Genomic DNA, 17494 nt, shown 5'->3' on the forward strand with positions numbered 1-17494 from the left:
GCCGCTTCGTGGCATAAGTCGACCGATTACCCTTAACCGTCAGATTTCCAAGCCTTAGGGGACTGATAGCCTCTTGACCTACAATCAGGGTTAATTTTGTGATCACACGATAATTTACGTGATCACAAAATGCCGATCTGCGACGAATTGACGGTAGAATTCACCAAATGGGGCTGTGCAAAGCGCAATCACGCGCTAAAAGACTCATGACAAGGGCAGTCCACTCACCGTGGGCGCGCCCCAAGGACGAAAACGAAGGGACCGACCATGGCCGACGTGAACCGGGGCGACCGCCCACTGTCTCCACATCTGCAAGTCTATCGCCCACAGCTGACTTCGATTACCTCGATTCTGACGCGCCTGACCGGCAATGCCTTGATCGTTGCCGCGCTGCTGGTTGTCTGGTGGTTGTTGGCCGCCGCGACGGGGCCGGAGTATTTTGCAATGGCAAACGCGGTGGTGACATCGTGGTTCGGGGATTTGGTTTTCACGCTGTCGCTTTGGGCGATCTGGTATCACTACTTTGCCGGGCTGCGGCATTTGATCTACGATTCTGGCAAGGGCCTTGAAATAGAAACGGCTGAAAAGCTGGGCATCGCCTGTATCGCCGGGTCGGTAATCATGACCATCATCACGCTGATAATCATTTAAAAGGGGGCCAGCCATGCGTTTTCTAACAGCACGCAAGCGCGCCGAAGGTTTGGGCGCTGCTCATTCCGGCACCGAACATCATTGGTATATGATCGTCAGCTCGGTGGGCTTGGCGTTGATCGTGCCGATCTTTCTTTTCGTCTTTGGCCGTGCGCTTGGGGGCACTCATGATGAGGTTATCGATACCTTTTCAAACCCCGCCGTGGCGATTCTGACAATACTGGTCCTGTATGTGGGGCTGCAACATTTCCGCAAGGGCGCACAAACCATGATCGAAGATTACGCGGGCGGCATGACCCGGAAGATCCTGATCATCTCGGTCACGGTGCTAAGCTATGGCATGATCGCCACTGGCTTGTTCGCCGTTCTCAAGATCGCCCTTTAATCCCGGAGTTTTCAAGCAATGGCTGCTTACGAATACGAAACGCACGATTATGATGTTGTTGTCGTGGGGGCGGGCGGCGCAGGGCTGCGCGCCACGCTTGGCATGGCCGAACAGGGCCTGCGCACGGCCTGCGTGACCAAAGTGTTCCCGACACGCTCGCACACGGTTGCGGCACAGGGTGGCATCGCCGCGTCGCTGTCGAACATGGGGCCGGATCACTGGCAGTGGCACATGTATGACACGGTCAAGGGCAGTGATTGGCTGGGCGATACAGACGCCATGGAATATCTGGCGCGCGAGGCCCCCAAAGCCGTGTATGAGCTGGAACATTACGGTGTTCCGTTCAGCCGCACCGAAGAGGGCAAGATTTATCAGCGCCCCTTTGGTGGCCATACCACGGAATTCGGGGAAGGCCCGCCGGTGCAGCGCACGTGTGCCGCCGCCGACCGGACTGGCCACGCCATTCTGCACACGCTTTATGGCCAGAGCCTGAAAAACAACGCCGAATTCTACATCGAATATTTCGCCATCGACCTGATCATGAGCGATGATGGTGCCTGCACCGGTGTTGTCTGCTGGAAGCTGGACGATGGAACGATGCATGTGTTCAACGCCAAGATGGTGGTGTTGGCAACAGGCGGCTATGGCCGCGCCTATTTCAGCGCCACAAGCGCGCATACCTGCACCGGCGACGGTGGCGGCATGGTGGCCCGTGCGGGGCTGCCGCTGCAGGACATGGAATTTGTGCAGTTTCACCCAACGGGCATCTATGGCTCGGGTTGTCTGATCACCGAAGGTGCGCGCGGTGAGGGTGGTTACCTGACCAACAGCGAAGGCGAGCGGTTCATGGAGCGCTATGCGCCCAACTACAAAGACCTTGCGCCGCGCGATTATGTCAGCCGTTCGATGACGATGGAAATCCGCGAGGGCCGGGGCGTGGGTCCGAATGGTGATCATATTCACCTGAACCTGTCGCACCTGCCCGCCGAGGCGCTAAACCTGCGCCTGCCCGGCATTTCGGAATCCGCCAAGATTTTCGCCGGTGTGGACGTCACGAAAGAGCCGATCCCGGTGCTGCCCACCGTGCATTACAACATGGGCGGTATTCCGACGAACTATTGGGGCGAGGTTTTGAACCCCCAAAAGGATGATCCGCACGCCGTTGTGCCGGGGCTGATGGCCGTGGGCGAGGCCGGGTGCGCCAGTGTTCACGGGGCGAACCGCCTTGGGTCCAACTCGTTGATCGACTTGGTGGTGTTTGGCCGTGCGGCCGCTATCCGGGCCGGTAAGGTGGTTGATCCCGAAACAGCCGTGCCCGACACCAATACGGCACAGGTCGATAAAGCGTTTGACCGGTTCGATACCCTGCGCCATGCCGATGGTGACACGCCGACGGCTGATCTGCGTCTGGAAATGCAGAAAACCATGCAAGAAGACGCCGCCGTGTTCCGGACCTCAAAAACCTTGGCTGACGGCGTCAATAAAATGCAGGCCATTGCCGCCAAGGTTGGCGATTTGAAGGTGACGGACCGCTCGCTTATCTGGAACTCGGACCTGATGGAGACGTTGGAGCTGACCAACTTGATGCCCAACGCCTTGGCCACCATCGCCGGGGCAGAGGCACGCAAGGAAAGCCGCGGCGCACATGCGCATGAGGATTTCACCACGCGTGACGATGAAAACTGGCGGGTGCACACGATCGCACGGGTGGCTGATGCGACGATCGATCTTAGCTATCGCCCGATCATCGAAGATCCGCTCACGTCCGAGACCGACGGTGGCATAAGCATCAAGAAAATCGCCCCCAAGGAACGGACGTTCTGATGAAGGGGTTTGCCATAGCTTTGACAATGGCGACCGTTCTGACGGGGTGCAACGCGATGAACGACGCGGCGGACAACTTGGCGCGTGACCGTGCCAAGACCGTGGTGAATGGGGTTGTCGACCGGCAGTTTCCCGGCGTGAACGCGGCGCCAGTGACCGATTGCATCATTGATGCGGCCTCGGCGAATGAAATTCTGACAATTGCCGGGGCGTCGGTCTCGGGTGTAACTCAATCAACGGTGGATCAGGTGCTTGAGATCGCTCGGCGCCCCGAAGCCGTGCAATGCATTGCCGAAAACAGCATGACGCTGTTTGGCGGCTAAGCGGAGGAGACAAAAATGGTTCAACTGAGACTCCCCAAGAATTCCCGGATGACAGCGGGCAAGACATGGCCCAAGCCCGAGGGCGCAAAAAACGTCCGCAAGTTCCAAGTTTATCGTTGGAATCCTGACAACGGCGACACTCCTAGCGTCGATACCTATTTCGTCGATCTGGACGATTGTGGGCCGATGGTTCTGGATGCGCTGATTTACATCAAAACCAAGATCGACCCGACGCTGACGTTCCGCCGGTCTTGCCGCGAGGGGATCTGCGGATCCTGTGCGATGAATATCGACGGGATCAACACGTTGGCCTGTATTTATGGCATGGACGAAATCAGAGGCGATGTGAAAATCTATCCGTTGCCGCATATGCCCGTGGTCAAGGATTTGATTCCCGACCTCACGCATTTTTACGCGCAGCACGAAAGCATCATGCCGTGGTTGGAGACCAAAACGAATGCTCCGGCGAAAGAATGGAAGCAATCGATAGAAGACCGTGAAAAGCTTGATGGTCTTTATGAATGCGTGATGTGTGCCTGTTGCTCGACCTCCTGCCCGTCTTATTGGTGGAACGGTGACAAGTATCTTGGGCCGGCAGCCCTGTTGCATGCCTATCGCTGGATCATCGACAGCCGCGACGAGGCTACGGGCGAGCGTCTGGATGATCTGGAAGATCCCTTCAAGCTGTATCGTTGCCATACGATCATGAACTGCACCAAGACCTGCCCCAAAGGTCTGAACCCGGCCAAAGCGATTTCAAACATCAAGAAAATGATGGTTGAGCGGGCAGTCTGAGAAAAAATAACGCATAAAATCAACGAGCCCCGGCATTTTGCCGGGGCTTTTTTGTGCATTTTGCGTTCAGCGCATAACGCACTTGCAGGAGTGTCGGTGAATGCTGCGCTGCAGAATGTTACATTTACAAGTGCAATCATGATGGAGAGACCCCATGGCACTTGCAGCGAAAACAAATGATACCCAAGCCACCACCCCGGCGGATACAGCCGCCAACATGGCAGATTGGTTCGAGATCTATTATCAGGATGAACCGGCAAACACACCGGCCTCGCCTGCCAGCCCCGAGTTGTCGGCGCTGGACCAAATGTACGCCTATTTCTAAACCAAACAGCGTAACGCGACCCGATGACGACAGGTGCGATCGGGTCGCGCGTTATTTCAACGGTTCAGACTGCGCGGCAAACGAGCTATAAGCCCTTGGTAATCTTCGCGGAGGCGCAGCTTTGATCATCGTTGTCGGCCTGATCGTGGCTTTTGTCCTGATCGTGATTTTTTCCAATCGCCGAACCCGCTTTTGCCGGTGGCGCGAGGATCGGCGCGCGGATGCGGACGGGCTGCGCAAATATCGTTGTATGGCGTGCGGCGCCGAGGCCTTTACATCGACGGGAAAACCGCCTTTGGATTGCAAAGCCAAGTAACTGCAATCCCGACACGAGGCCCCGATGCAAGAACCTGCCGATGCTGCCGCCCGCCGTGCTGTTGAACCTGTGATTTGTTATCCCAACGACACCCTGCCTGTGCCGGACATGGCGCTTTATACCGCTGCGCGGCACACTGCGCAGAAGGTTGACGAGGTGTTGGTCGCCCCGCGGGATGCGGCCTGTTTCAAGGTCGCTGCCGGGCAGTTCTTTCGCATTTCCTCGGTCGAGGGTCCACAAGTGGGCGATTTGAACCTTTGGAATGCCAATGACCTGTCCGAACGGTTCTATTCCGGCAAAACCCGCGCCCTGCATGGGACGCATTTAACCAAGGGGCAGCGCATGTGGTCATCGTTTCCGCATCTGCGCCCGATGGCGACAATCACGGCTGATACGTTGGACTGGTATGGGATCGACGCATTTGGCGGGTCGGTGCATGACGTGATTGGAACGCGGTGTGATCCTTACACCGGCAACCTGTTGGCCGGATCACATTATCATCATTGCTGTCATTCAAATCTGACACGCGCCGTTGCGGATGAACTGGGCGTGTCGTTGAAGCAGGCCGAGCCGCATGTGCATGACGTGCTGAACGTGTTCATGTGCACGGGCTTTACCCGCGATACAGGCCAGTATTTCATGAAGGCCAGCCCCGTGCGGCCCGGTGACCACCTTGAATTCTTTGCCGAGATCGACCTTTTGGGGGCCTTGTCGGCCTGTCCGGGTGGGGACTGCTCGTCCGAGCATTCCAGCGACAGCGCAGCGTGCTATCCTTTGCTGGTCGAAGTGTTCCAGCCGGAACCGAATGCTCTGGGCGGCTGGGTTAGCCCGCCCGCCAACGGGTATAACCGCAGCCACGGGCGCTGAACCGCGTCAAATGCGCAGGAAAGGCTGCGCAATGCGCGGCAAGAAACCTCTGAATCTAAGGGGGGCATCGGTGGCCGCAAGGCAGATGCAATCGGCCCCGATGTCCGCCACCGGTGTGTGATCAAGGTCTTCGTTGGCCACTTCGATATCGCCGGGGCCGAAATGATCCACCTCGTCGCGGAAGGCGCCTTGCAAAACCAGCGTCAGTTCGGTGCCCTTGTGCCCATGATCCGGCACGGCGGCCCCGGCAGGGATATACAACAGCCGCGCCGACGCATCACGCGCGGTTGGCATAATAGCCTGCTTGACGCCCATCCCGACCGATCGCCATTTCACCGCGTCCAGATCGCCGCGGATGTAATCTTGTATCGGCTTGGGCAAGACACCACCTGTGCGCACGGCAGGCCGCTGCCGCGATGTTTGGTCCCCGGCAGATTTGATCCGTTCCATCGTCGCCTCAAGGCTGCCAACCGCCATCGGGGCGGCCTCGGCCTGATCAATCAAAGCGCCCCCAACTGTATCAAAGGCGCCAAGCCGCGCGCGGCATTCGTCACACATCGAAATATGCGCAGCCACCGTCAGGCTGAACGCCTCAGGTAGGTTACCAGCGGAATACGCCATCAAGAGTGCATCGGACAGGTGGTGTTTGATATGGTCTTGCATGTTTGTGTTCACTTCATTGCGTGGCGCAGACGGTCTAGCGCCAAACGTATTCTGGATTTGATCGTTCCAAGGGGCAGGCCGGTTTGTTCGGCGATTTCATTGTGCGTCAAATCACCAAAGTAGGCCTTTTCGATCAGAGTTCTCTGTTTTTCGGGCAATTCCGAAATGGCTTGCCCCAATTGTTCGCTTTCCTGTTGCAAGACCAACACATCAGCCTGATCAGGTTCGATGTCCGGGCCCCAAGGTAAATCCTCGGGTTCGGGACGTTTCATTTTGCGGATCGCGTCGATCCGCCGATTTCGCGCAATCGTAAAGATCCACGTCGCCGCACTGGCGCGGGAAGGGTCAAACAAATGCGACTTTTGCCAAAGCGTGGCCATCACGTCTTGTGCGCACTCTTCGGCCAAGGTCGCGTCAGCCCCTGATTTCATCAAAAACGCTTTGACGCGTGGAGCGAAGTGATTGAACAGCTCCGCGAACGCGGCCTGATCTTGGACATCTCTGACCCGGACGATGCATCCGGCCCAGTGGTCGTTTTGTTTCTCTTTCGTGTCTGCCACTTGGGCTGATTCCGATATGCTTGTTGCCTCACGAGCGTACTTATCACGACGCCTTGCGGCGAACGAGGGCTTTGGACGATCTAGTGTGTCGGCGAACTGCAACATAGACTATCTACGCTGCAAATAATCGGTCGGATCACTTGGCGCGGATATTTTCTGCTTTCATTCTAATCCGCTGCCGCGCGATACGCGTAAAAGCCTTAGTATTAAACAAATACCGGAACAAACGGATGCCATTTGAAACAGGCCTGCCTGTGCGCAGGAAGATTGCCGTGATCGGCGGCGGAATATCAGGAATGGGGGCTGCATATGAATTGGGCGAAACCCATGACGTGACGCTTATCGAGGCAGAGCCGCGCTTGGGCGGTCATGCGCGCACGATTATGGCTGGAAAACATGGGAATCAACCTGTGGATACCGGCTTTATCGTGTTCAACTACGCCAACTACCCAAACCTCGCCCGGATTTTCGATCAGTTGGATGTGCCAGTGGTCAAAAGCGATATGAGCTTTGGGGCCTCGGTGCGTGGCGGTGGGTTGGAATATGGTCTGGCCAGTTTTGCAGCCGTCTTCGCACAACGGCGCAATTTGCTGAGCCCAAGATTTATCGGGATGTTGCGCGACATTGTCCGGTTCAACGCGCAAGCCCCGGCAAAGGCGGTATCGCACAAAGATCACAGCATCGGTGACTTTTTAGATGAGCTAGGCACCGGCGACTGGTTCCGAGACTATTATTTGATGCCATTGTCCGGCGCGATCTGGTCGACGCCGAAAGAGCGGATCATGGATTTTCCGGCACAGGCGTTGATCCAGTTTTTCGAAAACCACGCCCTGATGAATTACTCCGGCCAGCACCAGTGGTACACGGTGCAGGGTGGTTCGATTTCTTATGTTGACCGGCTGGAACAGGCGATGCGTGCCCAAGGTGTGCAAATGCGCCTTGGCTGCCCGGTGGACGCCGTGCGCCGCACGGCCAGTGGGCCTGAGGTCAAACTGATTGGCGGGGATTGGGAAGTTTTCGACGAGGTGATTTTTGCCACGCATTCCGATGATACCCTCCGCCTGCTGAGCGATCCGACCGAGGCCGAAAGCACCGCGCTTGGCGCCATCGGTTATCAACCGAATGACGTGGTTCTTCACGCGGATTCCGATGTCATGCCGCGCAAGCGGGCGGTTTGGTCGTCGTGGAATTATTCGGAAACGCCGGCCAAACGGGACGGGCAGATTGACATCACCTACTGGATGAACAAGTTGCAGCCCATCCCGCAGACAGACCCACATTTCGTGACGCTGAATTCTACCCGACCGATCCGGGAAGAGTTGATCTACGATCAGGTGACGCTGCGCCATCCGGTGTACGATCTGGCCGCGCTGCGCGCGCAAGGGCAGGTCCGGGCGATGAACGGGGCCAGCAATACGTGGTTCTGTGGCGCATGGATGCGCAACGGGTTTCACGAAGACGGGCTGTCAAGCGGTATAGACGTGGCCGAAGCCATCAGCGCGCGGACGCTGTCGGCCCAAGTTGCTGCAGAATGAGTGCTGTCGATCATATCGCGGGCCATACATGGCACGGCCGCAAGGGCGCGATCGAAAACGCCTTTCGCTATGGCGTGGACTATGTGCTGCTGGATGCAGAAAGCCCTGTCAAAGGACCGCGCTTTTTTGGGCGAAACCGCGGCGCGCTGGCCTCGGTGCATGATAGCGATCATGGCGGCGCGCCCAAGCAGGGCCGTGGGGCGGCATGGGTGCGTGACGTCCTGACCGAACACGCGCTGCCGCAACCGGCCAAGATCGAACTGCTGACCCAACCGCGCATTCTGGGTCATGTGTTCAACCCGGTCTCGTTCTGGATCTGCCGCGATCAAGACGGTCAGGTGCCGGTGATCATCGCCGAGGTCAGTAACACGTATGGCGACAGGCATTCTTATCTGTGCCACCGCGATGATCATGCGCCGATCACGTCAGAAGATCGGTTGCGGGCCACCAAGATCTTTTATGTTTCGCCGTTCCAACGGGTCGATGGCAGCTATGAATTCCGCTTTGACCTGCGGCCTGACAGGATTGGCATCTGGATCGACTTTACCGGCGGCAACGGCGGCATCATTGCAACCTTGGTGGGCGCGCGCAAGCCGCTGACGGCCATAGGATTGCTGAGCGCGTGCCTGCGTCGCCCGTTTGGATCACGCCGGGTGTTGGCGCTGATCCATTGGCAGGCGGTCAAGCTGTGGTGGAAGGGGGCAACCTTTCGCAAGCGTCCCGAACCGCCCACCCAAGAGATCAGCCGCTGATGGCCCCACGCCTACCCTCATACGCGCTTTTCGCGGCCTTGTTGGCGTCTGCCGGACTGCCGATTTATATCCACGCGCCCAAGTTCTACGTGGATGAATACGGTGTGTCGCTGGCCGCGCTGGGCACGGTGTTGTTCGGCTTGCGCCTGCTGGATGTCGTGCAAGACCCGCTTTTGGGGCGTTTGGCTGAACGGCTGCGGGCCATGCGTGGCCTTTCGGTGATGGCTGCGGGCCTTGCCATGGCTGCGGCGATGCTTGGCCTGTTTGCGATCCAGCCGCCGGTTGCGCCGCTTGTTTGGTTTGCGGTGATGCTGACGGTGGTTTTTTCCTGCTTCAGTTATTTGACGATCTGTTTTTACGCTCAAGGCGTTTCAGCTGCGGGCCACATGGCGGGCGACCAAGGGCATCTGCGGCTGGCCCGTTGGCGCGAAACCGGTGCTTTGCTGGGGATTTGCGCCGCCTCGGTGGCGCCGCTTGCTTTGGATGGCTATGCAGGGTTTGCCTTGGCGTTTGCGCTGTTGGCCGTCGCCGCGCTGTGGTCGATGTTGGGCCAGTGGCGCGCCGTAGTGGTGGACAGCACCGGGTTTGGCCCTGTCCTGCGGGATCGCGTGACGCGCAAATTACTGGCGGTGGCCTTGGTCAATGCCGCGCCAGTGGCGGTCAGCTCTACCCTGTTTTTGTTCTTTGTCGAAAGTCGTTTGCAGGCTCCGGGGTGGGAAGGGCCGTTTTTGTTGCTGTTTTTCCTGTCCGCCGCCGTAGCAGCCCCGGCTTGGGGGTGGTTGGCTGAAAGGTGGGGGGCAAAGCGGGTGCTTTTGGGGGGCATGGTGTTGTCAATTGCCGCTTTTGGCATGGCCGTGACACTGGGCGCTGGCGATGTCTGGGCCTTTGCAGTGATCTGCGTGGCCTCGGGCGCGGCATTGGGCGCGGATATGACCTTGTTGCCCGCCTTGTTCGCCCGCCGGATGGAGCGCGTTTCGCCCGGCGCGACCGAAGGCTTCAGCCTTTGGTCGTTCGTCTCGAAATTCACGCTGGCCTTGGCCGCGGTGGCGCTGTTGCCACTGCTGGACGTGGGCGGCTTTCAGGCCGGGCAAGATAACCCGGACGATGCCTTGCTGCTGCTCAGCTTGCTATATGGTGCCTTGCCTTGCGCGCTCAAACTCGTGGCGATTGTACTGCTGTCCACCACCAAGATCGACGACAGCGTTCGCCCGTCTTCTCTTGTCATTCCGAAAAGGAGCCCAACCCAATGACCGCATTGACGTATTTTGCGCTTGGCGTTCTGGCGATGCTGTTACTGATGCTGGTCCGCAACCGTTTTACCGGGTTCATGGCGCAAAAGCCCACTGATTACACCCAATCTGAGCCGCGCATGGATCTACGCGAGCACCTGAACGGCCAGATCAAGTGTGAAGGTGTAATATACGGCCCGTTGGGGCGCGTCGCATCACGGTTTTCTGGTGATTTCGCCGCAAAGTGGGATGGCAACCGCGGCGTGATGCACGAACATTTCGAATATGACAGCGGCAACACCCAAGATCGGGAATGGCGCTTGGAACTGGGGAATGATGGTGCAATCCGAGCCGAGGCCGACGATCTGGTGGGCACGGGGACCGGACAGCAATCCGGCGCGACCACGTGCCTGTCCTATCGCATCCGCCTGCCGGACGAGGCTGGCGGGCATGTTTTGAGTGTGACAGATTGGATGTATCTGGCCCCCAATGGCGTGGTGGTGAACCGCAGCCAGTTCCGAAAGTTTGGGATCAAGGTGGCCGAATTGGTGGCGACCATGCGCAAGGTGGATCAGGCATGAATGATTGGCAGGGAAAACGCTATTGGCTGGTGGGTGCCAGCGAAGGTTTGGGATTGGCGTTGGCGCGCAAGCTGAATGCCGCCGGGGCCGAGGTGATCTTGTCGGCGCGCAATGCGGACAGGTTGCAGCAAGCGGTGCAAGACATGCCGGGCCGCGCGCAGGCCGTGCCGATGGACGTGGCCGATGATGCAAGTGTTGCGCAAGCGGCAGAGCAGGTGGGCAAGGTCGACGGGCTGGTCTTTTTGGCCGGGGTCTATTGGCCGATGGCCGCCACGGAATGGAACGCCGAACAGGTCACTGCGATGGCTGATGTGAATTTCACCGGTGCTGTTCGTGTTCTTGGCCATGTGGTGCCGGCAATGGTTACGCGCGATGCGGGCCATATCGTGCTGACAGGGTCTTTGGCGGGCTTTCGGGGCTTGCCGGGCGCGGTTGGCTATGGGGCATCGAAGGCTGGTATAATGTCACTGGCGGAATCGTTGCATGCCGATTTGTGGCGCACGGGGGTGCGGGTGCAATTGGCCAATCCCGGTTTCATCAAGACGCGCCTGACCGACAAGAACCAGTTTAACATGCCATTCCTGATGACGCCCGAACAAGCCGCGCAGGAAACGTTCGAGTTGATGTGCGACAACGGCGCTTTTGATCGCAGCTTTCCGCGGCTCTTTAGCCTTGTATTCCGGCTGTCACGGTTTTTGCCAAACTGGGCTTACTATCGCCTTTTTGCTTAAGATCAAAGACGGGGGGCGCGCCGCCCCCCATTCCTGTGGTAATATTTGCGAACAGGAGAACAAAGATGCTGGACATAAGCACATACAAGATTGCCCAAGTGGTGTTGATGGCGCGCGAATTGGAGCGGGCCGAGCCTGAACTGCGCGCCTTTATCGACCGTTTGACCGAAGACGAACAGGCCAGCCTTGTGGCCTTGATGTGGATCGGGCGCGACAGCTTTACCGCGGACGATTTGGAAGAGGCCAAACGCACGGCCATGGCCGAGGCCACCACGCCGACCGCCGATTACCTTCTGGGAACGCCACATTTATCGGATCACTTGGAAAACGGTTTGGACGAACTGGGCATTTCCATTGTCGATGCCGAGGATGATCTGGTGCGTGGTGGCTGATCGGGGCGTGCTTGGTCTGGCCTTCAAGCCAATGTGATTGGCACGGTTGTATCGACTCGGGCCTGATATATGTCACAATCAGCGGGTGATACGTCTCCGGACTTGTTAAAGGAGGACGCGATATGACCGATACCAACAGGCCGCACCCCAACGTGCCGGGCGTCGATCAGTCAGACAGGCTTGTGCCGCACAATCTGCGCCAAAGCGGGCCAACACCTGTTCAGATGCTGATCTCGACCCGAGTGCGAAAGTCACCGTTTTGGCACTTGTCGATGGAAGCGGGTTGTTGGCGCGCAACCGTATATAACCGGATGTATCACCCGCGCGGTTACATCAAACCTGAAGATGGCGGCGCGATGGCCGAATACGACGCGCTGGTCAATCGCGTCACCCTTTGGAATGTCGCCGTCGAGCGGCAGATTTGCGTCAAAGGCCCCGATGCCGAGGCTTTTGTGAACCGGGTGATCACCCGAGACGCGACAGCTATTGAACCGATGCGCGGCAAATACACCATTTTGTGCAATGAACAGGGCGGCATTCTGAACGATCCGGTGCTACTGCGATTGGCCCAAGATGAATTCTGGTTTTCTACGTCGGACAGTGATTTGTTGTTGTGGCTGCAAGGCGTGAATGTCGGGCTGCGCTATGATGTGGATATCGCGGAACTGGACGTGGCCCCGGTTCAGGTCCAAGGGCCGCTGTCCGAAGACCTGATGGTTGATCTGTTTGGCGATGCAATCCGCGATCTTGAGTATTACGAGTTGATGGAAGCGGACTTGGCGGGCTGTTCTGTGTTGATCAGCCAAACCGGCTTTTCCGGTGAGGCCGGGTATGAAATTTACCTCCGCGACGCCACCCTGCACGCCGAGGCGATGTGGTATGCTATTCTGGGCCGTGGCGCGCGGTTTGGCCTGCGTGTGATTGCGCCGGCGCATCACCGGCGCATTGCGGCAGGCATCCTGTCATGGGGGCAGGATATGGACAATGAAACCTCGCCGTTTCAGGTGAACCTTGCCTATCAGGTGCCGCGAAAGAAAGAGGCCGATTATATCGGCCGTGCGGCGCTTGAGGCGCAGCGCGATGAGATTGACGCAGGGCGCTATCCGTTCAAGCTGAAACTCGTCGGATTGCGGATGGGCGGTTGCCCGATCACCGATTACGCGCCGGATTTCTGGCTGATCTCTTCGCCCGATGGCGTCCGTGTGGGCTATGTGACCTCGCCATGGTGGTCGCCTGAATTGGAATGCAACATCGCCTTGGGCTACGTCCCCTGGAATATGTCGGATATCGGCACCGAATTGCGGGTGGCCCTGCCGGAACGCTACACGGATGTGTCGGGCCAACTGGTCGCGGCAACCGTGGTCGAAATTCCGTTCCGACCTTCTGCCCATCCAAGCGCCCGCGAACAGGCTCGGGCCAGCGGGCGCGATTGGGCTGATTAAGGAGTCCACAGACAATGGACATGAACCCATCGCCGGCACAGCCGCGATCTGCCCTGCTACGTGACCTCTACGAGATGCATGGCAAGGTGCCCCTGAGTTTTGAGCTGTTCCCCCCGCACAGCGCCGATGGCCGTAATGCGATGCTGGAAACCGTGGAGCGTCTGTCGCCCATGGCCAGTCGCGGTTTTTCGGTCACGATGGGGGCAGGGGGCACCACGCGCAGCGGCACATTTGACGCGGCCACCGATGCCGCCACCCAGTCGGGGCGGCCGGTGATGGCGCATCTTACGGCCCTTGGCCTGTCGCGCGACGAGGCGCTTGAAACCGCTGATCGGTTTTGGGAGGGCGGGATACGACGTATTCTAGCCCTGCGCGGGGATCGTCCGCGCGGGGTATCCGGACCGTTGCCGCCGGGGTTTGCCCATGCTTCGGATTTGGTGGCGGCCCTGCGCCAACAGCACGATTTTGACATCGCCGTGGCGGCCTATCCCGAAAAGCACCCCGAGGCCGATACGATGGACGAAGATATCGTGCATCTGCGTGAGAAGTTGGATGCGGGCGCCAACTCTGCTTTTTGTCAATTCGTGCTGGACCCGGCCGCATATGGGCGTTTCCTAGAGGACTGCGCCCGCCATGGTATCGACGCGCCGATTGTGCCGGGGGTGATGCCGTTGGAAGGCTGGCCACGCCTAAAACGGTTCGCGCAAAGCAATTGCACCAAGGTGCCGGATTGGCTGGATCGGTTGTTTGCACGGACCGAGGAGACCCCGGAGCTGGAGCCGTATCTGGCGGCGACGGCCACGGTAGAACAAGCCCGACGTTTGATTGCCTATGGCGCGCCGGGGTTGCATATCTACACCATGAATCGCTGGCCGCTTCCCTTGGCGCTGGCTGAAATCATGGGCCAAGGCTAATGCTGCGGGCATCGGGGCCGTTTGCGGATGAAACGGCCCCGATCGCGTGATCATTCCACGTGATCGACCACCTGCAAATGCTGCGCCAGTTTGTCGACCTCGCCCAAGAAGCGCGTAACCAGTTTGGGGTCATGCGGGGCCGGGTGAACACCCGCCGGGATTTCGTGGTTCAGCACCGCCTCAACGGCGAGCGACACAGGGATCGACACAAGCCGCGCCATGGCGGTGCCGCGCGCGTCGCCCCATGCGTCCATCACGTAGGTCTTGTGCCAGACAGGCTCGCCCTTGTGCTCGGCCTTGAGCGAGACACACAGCACCACGCGATCCGGCTCGCCCTCGTCATAGGCGTTTTCGGCCCAGAACTGATCGGACATTTCCTTCAGACGCGCCTCGCCGGCCTCGCCCTCCAGCGTTTCGATCTCGCGGAAGACGTCAGACCACGCATCGGCCCAGCCATTCAGGCGCAGGGTGCCGCGCACGAATTCTTTGATCTTCCAAGAGGGATCAAAGCGATAATCCTCGATGAATGGCAGTGAGTCGCGATTTGGATACACCTCGAAGGTTTCCGGCGTGGGCAGCGGGGCGCTGTAGCTTGACAGGGCATCCCATGGCCGCGCGACATTGAGTTCCGCGAAATCCTTGACCGAACGCGAGGGCGAGCGCAACGCCTTGAGCACCCCCAAGGGCGACCAGCTGAATTTGTAGCGGAACGGATTTGGATGTTTGGGAATGCCGCCGCAATACGACAGAAAGCTGATGTCGTTGGCCGGGCTGAACGCGTCCGACGCGCGGTAATCGGCCACCAGATGATGCGCCATCAGGTGGTCAATGCCGGGGTCCAGCCCCACCTCGTTCACGCAGGTCACGCCAGCGGCGCGCGCGCTATCGTTCAGCGCGCGCATCTCGGGCGCGATATAAGAGGAACTGACAAAATGTGCGCCGGTTTCGATGCACATCTCGGCCAGCGGCACGTGCCAGTCGCCGGGCAGCATTGATACCACGATATCGCCTTTGGCCAGCTTGGATTTCAGCGTGTCGAAATCGAAGGCGTGGATATTTTCCGTCAGATCGCCGACGGCCTCTTTCGCCTTGTCGGTCGTCCGGTTCCAGACGGTCACGTCATGGCCAGCCTCGATCAGGCGGCGCAGGCCGGGAATGGCCGAAAGGCCGGTTCCGCACCAGTGGATTGTCATTGTTCAGACCTCCTTGATCTTGTCGTTGAAAACCGCCGCAGCCCGCGTCCAAACGCCAGCGTTCAGATCGTCCAGCGTCAGCAGCGAGGGTAGCAATTGGCCCGCGTAATCATGCGAGGATTCCAGCGGCAAAAGCGACGGTAGATTGTCGATCGCCATCACGTCCAGTGGCGGGGCGTCATGCACACGGGTGGCCGGGGCATCCCAAGTCGTAGCCTCATTATACACCGGAACAGGGTTGTAATCACTGTCGGGGTCGCAGGCGACGTCACCGATCACGCTTAGCGCACGGTCGGCTGTCAGGGCCGATTGTGGCACGAAAACCGGCGTGCCGGGCCGCGCAAAGATACAGTTGAGGAAAATATTGTGTTGCAGGATGTGCGGGAAGGGTCCGCCGCTGGCGGTTTCGGCCATGTCCCACCGGGTGGTTTGCACGTTCATGGCTTCGCACAGGTCTGCCGCGCCTGTGCCGACCCGGCCAAGCGCACCGATGACAATCGCTGTGGGGCGCGGCTGGCCCGTATTGTCCAGCCGCCCGGCCAAATCTTGCAGCAATGCATCCTTGTCGGGATAGGCCGAAACCGGCGGGCAGGTGCCGCCCTGTTTTTGCGCGGCCCACGCCATCAGGCTGACCGCCGCCCCCGCATAGCCGGCCCAATAGCCAAAGGCGGCGACCCGGCGGCCCTGTTCATCGACCAGATATTCCAGATCATACAGCGTGCCGCCCCCGGCCTTGAACCGCTCCAGCAGGCGACGGCCCGAATGTTGCCCCTTGAACGCATGGCCGAACATGATGTGGCGATGCGGCAGCGGCGTGCCGTCATCCGGCAGTTCCTTGAGGCCAAAGACAATCGCGTCGCGCGGGGCGTCGGGCCATGAATTTTCCGGCGAGATCTCGCAGCCTGCCTTGCGGTAGCCGTCAAGCGGGATGATCCGCGTGCGGCTGTCTTCCACCGTCACCTTGATGCCCTTGGCGATCAGGTGTGCCGCGCCATCGGGCGTCAGGCCGGTGCGATCTTCGTTGGGGCGCTGCTCGGCCCGGACCCAAAGATGTGTCATGGTTCTTGCTTCCTCAGACGAATGTGCGGGCATGCGCCCGGTCGGGGCTATCCAGATGTGGGGTTGCGTTGAAGGCCCCCAGCATCAGCATGTCGTGGACATATTCAAGCCGGTGCACCGAACTGTTCATGATTTGCAGCATGATCTTGGCCATGCCCCCGTTTTCCAGCCCCAGCGTATGGCGCAGGGCCATGCCGATCACCCCGCCCGAGGTCACGATCAACGTGCGCCCCGGCATATGGCAGGCCTCGTCCAAGGCTGCGGTGATGCGGTCGGTGAAGGCATCGAACCGCTCGGGGACGCCCTCCAGCCGGTTGCGTGTCCAATGGTCGATGACCTGTGGCAGATGCGTGGCAAACTCGGTCGCGTCGCGCGGGGCCGGAATACCGTGCTGATCTTCAAGCGCATGGGCCAATGAGAAATAGCTCAACTCGTTCAGGCGTGGATCTTGGGTGGTGATCTCGTAGCCCATGCCGCGCGCCGTGTCGGCTTGCCGCGACAGGGTGCCGGTCAGCACCCGGTCAAAATGCGGATTGGTGGTGCGCATATGCACGCCGAGCCAGTCCGCCTGCTGACGGCCTAAGTCAGACAAGCGGTCATAGCTTGCCTCGTCGGTGGCTTGGGCATTGGCCTGCCCGTGCCGCACAAGAATGATTTCGGCCACGTCTGAATTGCCCTGCTGTTCGTGTATCGGCGGCACGTTAGCGCCCTGCGCCGCGCGGGGAAAGGTGCGGCGGCGGAAAATATTTCCGGCTGCCTGGTGTTGCCTATCGGAAACCGGCACCTGCCCCGACGCCGCAAAAATGCGGGCAGGTGTCGGGATTGTGAGACTCTGGAAATCATTGGCATGGTTTACCACTTACAAGCTCAAGGAGGCGCGCATGTCTGGAACGATCAAGATCACTTTGAACGGCCGTGAAGTTGAGGCTGCGCGGGGTCAGACGATTTGGGATGTGG

At 59.2% G+C, this 17494-nt stretch carries 20 protein-coding genes; 15 read left to right on the forward strand and 5 right to left on the reverse strand.

The window, feature by feature from the left end; genetic code table 11:
- Positions 1-267: 267 nt before the first annotated feature.
- The 7 genes from sdhC (at position 268) to HAT86_RS08490 (ending at position 5486) form a co-directional block, all read left to right on the forward strand.
- A complete protein-coding gene (gene sdhC / locus HAT86_RS08460; RefSeq protein WP_167195801.1) occupies positions 268-651 on the forward strand; it encodes a succinate dehydrogenase, cytochrome b556 subunit in 384 nt (127 codons plus the stop codon).
- A 13-nt stretch (positions 652-664) separates the two neighbouring features.
- Positions 665-1036 carry a succinate dehydrogenase, hydrophobic membrane anchor protein gene (sdhD, locus tag HAT86_RS08465; protein WP_167195804.1) on the forward strand — a complete coding sequence of 124 codons (372 nt, stop codon included), beginning with the start codon at positions 665-667 and terminating at the stop codon, positions 1034-1036.
- A gap of 18 nt (positions 1037-1054) precedes the next feature.
- A complete protein-coding gene (sdhA, locus tag HAT86_RS08470; protein ID WP_167195807.1) occupies positions 1055-2860 on the forward strand; it encodes a succinate dehydrogenase flavoprotein subunit in 1806 nt (601 codons plus the stop codon).
- Between the two features lie 26 nt (positions 2861-2886).
- Positions 2887-3183, forward strand: coding sequence for a succinate dehydrogenase (locus tag HAT86_RS08475; RefSeq protein WP_167195810.1), 297 nt, complete (start codon positions 2887-2889; stop codon positions 3181-3183).
- A 15-nt stretch (positions 3184-3198) separates the two neighbouring features.
- Positions 3199-3978 carry a succinate dehydrogenase iron-sulfur subunit gene (locus tag HAT86_RS08480; RefSeq protein ID WP_167195813.1) on the forward strand — a complete coding sequence of 260 codons (780 nt, stop codon included), beginning with the start codon at positions 3199-3201 and terminating at the stop codon, positions 3976-3978.
- Between the two features lie 154 nt (positions 3979-4132).
- Positions 4133-4303, forward strand: a complete 171-nt coding sequence (locus HAT86_RS08485; protein WP_167195816.1) for a hypothetical protein — start codon at positions 4133-4135, stop codon at positions 4301-4303.
- 340 nt (positions 4304-4643) lie between these two features.
- A complete protein-coding gene (locus HAT86_RS08490; protein WP_167195818.1) occupies positions 4644-5486 on the forward strand; it encodes an urea carboxylase-associated family protein in 843 nt (280 codons plus the stop codon).
- Between the two features lie 6 nt (positions 5487-5492).
- Here HAT86_RS08490 and HAT86_RS08495 read toward each other — a convergent pair whose 3' ends face one another.
- Both HAT86_RS08495 and HAT86_RS08500 read right to left on the reverse strand, forming a co-directional pair.
- Complete coding sequence (locus HAT86_RS08495; protein ID WP_167195821.1) at positions 5493-6149, reverse strand: ChrR family anti-sigma-E factor; 657 nt, start codon at positions 6147-6149, stop codon at positions 5493-5495.
- A gap of 8 nt (positions 6150-6157) precedes the next feature.
- Positions 6158-6814 (reverse strand): sigma-70 family RNA polymerase sigma factor, encoded by a 657-nt coding sequence (locus HAT86_RS08500; RefSeq protein WP_167195824.1) that lies wholly within the window; start codon positions 6812-6814, stop codon positions 6158-6160.
- A gap of 125 nt (positions 6815-6939) precedes the next feature.
- Here HAT86_RS08500 and HAT86_RS08505 point away from each other — a divergent pair, with 125 nt between their 5' ends.
- From HAT86_RS08505 to HAT86_RS08540, 8 genes are all read left to right on the forward strand, one after another.
- Positions 6940-8244 (forward strand): NAD(P)/FAD-dependent oxidoreductase, encoded by a 1305-nt coding sequence (locus tag HAT86_RS08505; protein ID WP_167195827.1) that lies wholly within the window; start codon positions 6940-6942, stop codon positions 8242-8244.
- On the forward strand, positions 8241-8996 hold the full coding sequence (locus HAT86_RS08510; RefSeq protein ID WP_167195830.1) for a DUF1365 domain-containing protein: 756 nt from the start codon (positions 8241-8243) through the stop codon (positions 8994-8996). The genes HAT86_RS08505 and HAT86_RS08510 overlap by 4 nt, the downstream gene beginning before the upstream one ends.
- Positions 8996-10246, forward strand: a complete 1251-nt coding sequence (locus HAT86_RS08515; RefSeq protein ID WP_167195833.1) for an MFS transporter — start codon at positions 8996-8998, stop codon at positions 10244-10246. The genes HAT86_RS08510 and HAT86_RS08515 overlap by 1 nt, the downstream gene beginning before the upstream one ends.
- Complete coding sequence (locus tag HAT86_RS08520) at positions 10243-10806, forward strand: DUF3833 family protein (protein ID WP_167195836.1); 564 nt, start codon at positions 10243-10245, stop codon at positions 10804-10806. Before HAT86_RS08515 ends, HAT86_RS08520 begins: the two co-directional genes overlap by 4 nt.
- Positions 10803-11537 carry an SDR family NAD(P)-dependent oxidoreductase gene (locus HAT86_RS08525; protein WP_167195841.1) on the forward strand — a complete coding sequence of 245 codons (735 nt, stop codon included), beginning with the start codon at positions 10803-10805 and terminating at the stop codon, positions 11535-11537. Before HAT86_RS08520 ends, HAT86_RS08525 begins: the two co-directional genes overlap by 4 nt.
- 65 nt (positions 11538-11602) lie before the next feature.
- Positions 11603-11929 carry a DUF3775 domain-containing protein gene (locus HAT86_RS08530; RefSeq protein WP_167195842.1) on the forward strand — a complete coding sequence of 109 codons (327 nt, stop codon included), beginning with the start codon at positions 11603-11605 and terminating at the stop codon, positions 11927-11929.
- 122 nt (positions 11930-12051) lie between these two features.
- Positions 12052-13371, forward strand: a complete 1320-nt coding sequence (locus HAT86_RS08535; protein ID WP_167195845.1) for a glycine cleavage T C-terminal barrel domain-containing protein — start codon at positions 12052-12054, stop codon at positions 13369-13371.
- 14 nt (positions 13372-13385) lie between these two features.
- Complete coding sequence (locus HAT86_RS08540; protein WP_167195850.1) at positions 13386-14285, forward strand: methylenetetrahydrofolate reductase; 900 nt, start codon at positions 13386-13388, stop codon at positions 14283-14285.
- 50 nt (positions 14286-14335) lie between these two features.
- On the opposite strand, the gene HAT86_RS08545 is transcribed toward HAT86_RS08540, so the two are convergent.
- Genes HAT86_RS08545 through HAT86_RS08555 form a run of 3 tightly spaced genes read right to left on the reverse strand, consistent with a single transcriptional unit; the run spans position 14336 to position 17201 of the window.
- Complete coding sequence (locus HAT86_RS08545) at positions 14336-15478, reverse strand: saccharopine dehydrogenase family protein (RefSeq protein WP_167195853.1); 1143 nt, start codon at positions 15476-15478, stop codon at positions 14336-14338.
- A 3-nt stretch (positions 15479-15481) separates the two neighbouring features.
- Positions 15482-16537: a saccharopine dehydrogenase gene (locus tag HAT86_RS08550; protein WP_167195856.1), complete on the reverse strand. Its 1056-nt coding sequence runs from the start codon at positions 16535-16537 to the stop codon at positions 15482-15484.
- Positions 16538-16550: 13 nt separating this feature from the next.
- Positions 16551-17201: a histidine phosphatase family protein gene (locus HAT86_RS08555; protein WP_167195865.1), complete on the reverse strand. Its 651-nt coding sequence runs from the start codon at positions 17199-17201 to the stop codon at positions 16551-16553.
- Positions 17202-17494 lie beyond the last annotated feature (293 nt).

It is taken from the genome of Roseovarius gahaiensis, from assembly GCF_011601345.1.
GTDB lineage: Bacteria > Pseudomonadota > Alphaproteobacteria > Rhodobacterales > Rhodobacteraceae > Roseovarius > Roseovarius gahaiensis.

Bases quoted from the DNA above. Each gene is read 5' to 3' on its own strand.
- sdhC (WP_167195801.1), top strand. From the start codon at position 268: ATGGCCGACGTGAACCGGGGCGACCGCCCACTGTCTCCACATCTGCAA.
- sdhD (WP_167195804.1), top strand. From the start codon at position 665: ATGCGTTTTCTAACAGCACGCAAGCGCGCCGAAGGTTTGGGCGCTGCT.
- sdhA (WP_167195807.1), top strand. From the start codon at position 1,055: ATGGCTGCTTACGAATACGAAACGCACGATTATGATGTTGTTGTCGTG.
- HAT86_RS08475 (WP_167195810.1), top strand. From the start codon at position 2,887: ATGGCGACCGTTCTGACGGGGTGCAACGCGATGAACGACGCGGCGGAC.
- HAT86_RS08480 (WP_167195813.1), top strand. From the start codon at position 3,199: ATGGTTCAACTGAGACTCCCCAAGAATTCCCGGATGACAGCGGGCAAG.
- HAT86_RS08485 (WP_167195816.1), top strand. From the start codon at position 4,133: ATGGCACTTGCAGCGAAAACAAATGATACCCAAGCCACCACCCCGGCG.
- HAT86_RS08490 (WP_167195818.1), top strand. From the start codon at position 4,644: ATGCAAGAACCTGCCGATGCTGCCGCCCGCCGTGCTGTTGAACCTGTG.
- HAT86_RS08495 (WP_167195821.1), bottom strand. From the start codon at position 6,149: ATGCAAGACCATATCAAACACCACCTGTCCGATGCACTCTTGATGGCG.
- HAT86_RS08500 (WP_167195824.1), bottom strand. From the start codon at position 6,814: ATGTTGCAGTTCGCCGACACACTAGATCGTCCAAAGCCCTCGTTCGCC.
- HAT86_RS08505 (WP_167195827.1), top strand. From the start codon at position 6,940: ATGCCATTTGAAACAGGCCTGCCTGTGCGCAGGAAGATTGCCGTGATC.
- HAT86_RS08510 (WP_167195830.1), top strand. From the start codon at position 8,241: ATGAGTGCTGTCGATCATATCGCGGGCCATACATGGCACGGCCGCAAG.
- HAT86_RS08515 (WP_167195833.1), top strand. From the start codon at position 8,996: ATGGCCCCACGCCTACCCTCATACGCGCTTTTCGCGGCCTTGTTGGCG.
- HAT86_RS08520 (WP_167195836.1), top strand. From the start codon at position 10,243: ATGACCGCATTGACGTATTTTGCGCTTGGCGTTCTGGCGATGCTGTTA.
- HAT86_RS08525 (WP_167195841.1), top strand. From the start codon at position 10,803: ATGAATGATTGGCAGGGAAAACGCTATTGGCTGGTGGGTGCCAGCGAA.
- HAT86_RS08530 (WP_167195842.1), top strand. From the start codon at position 11,603: ATGCTGGACATAAGCACATACAAGATTGCCCAAGTGGTGTTGATGGCG.
- HAT86_RS08535 (WP_167195845.1), top strand. From the start codon at position 12,052: ATGACCGATACCAACAGGCCGCACCCCAACGTGCCGGGCGTCGATCAG.
- HAT86_RS08540 (WP_167195850.1), top strand. From the start codon at position 13,386: ATGGACATGAACCCATCGCCGGCACAGCCGCGATCTGCCCTGCTACGT.
- HAT86_RS08545 (WP_167195853.1), bottom strand. From the start codon at position 15,478: ATGACAATCCACTGGTGCGGAACCGGCCTTTCGGCCATTCCCGGCCTG.
- HAT86_RS08550 (WP_167195856.1), bottom strand. From the start codon at position 16,537: ATGACACATCTTTGGGTCCGGGCCGAGCAGCGCCCCAACGAAGATCGC.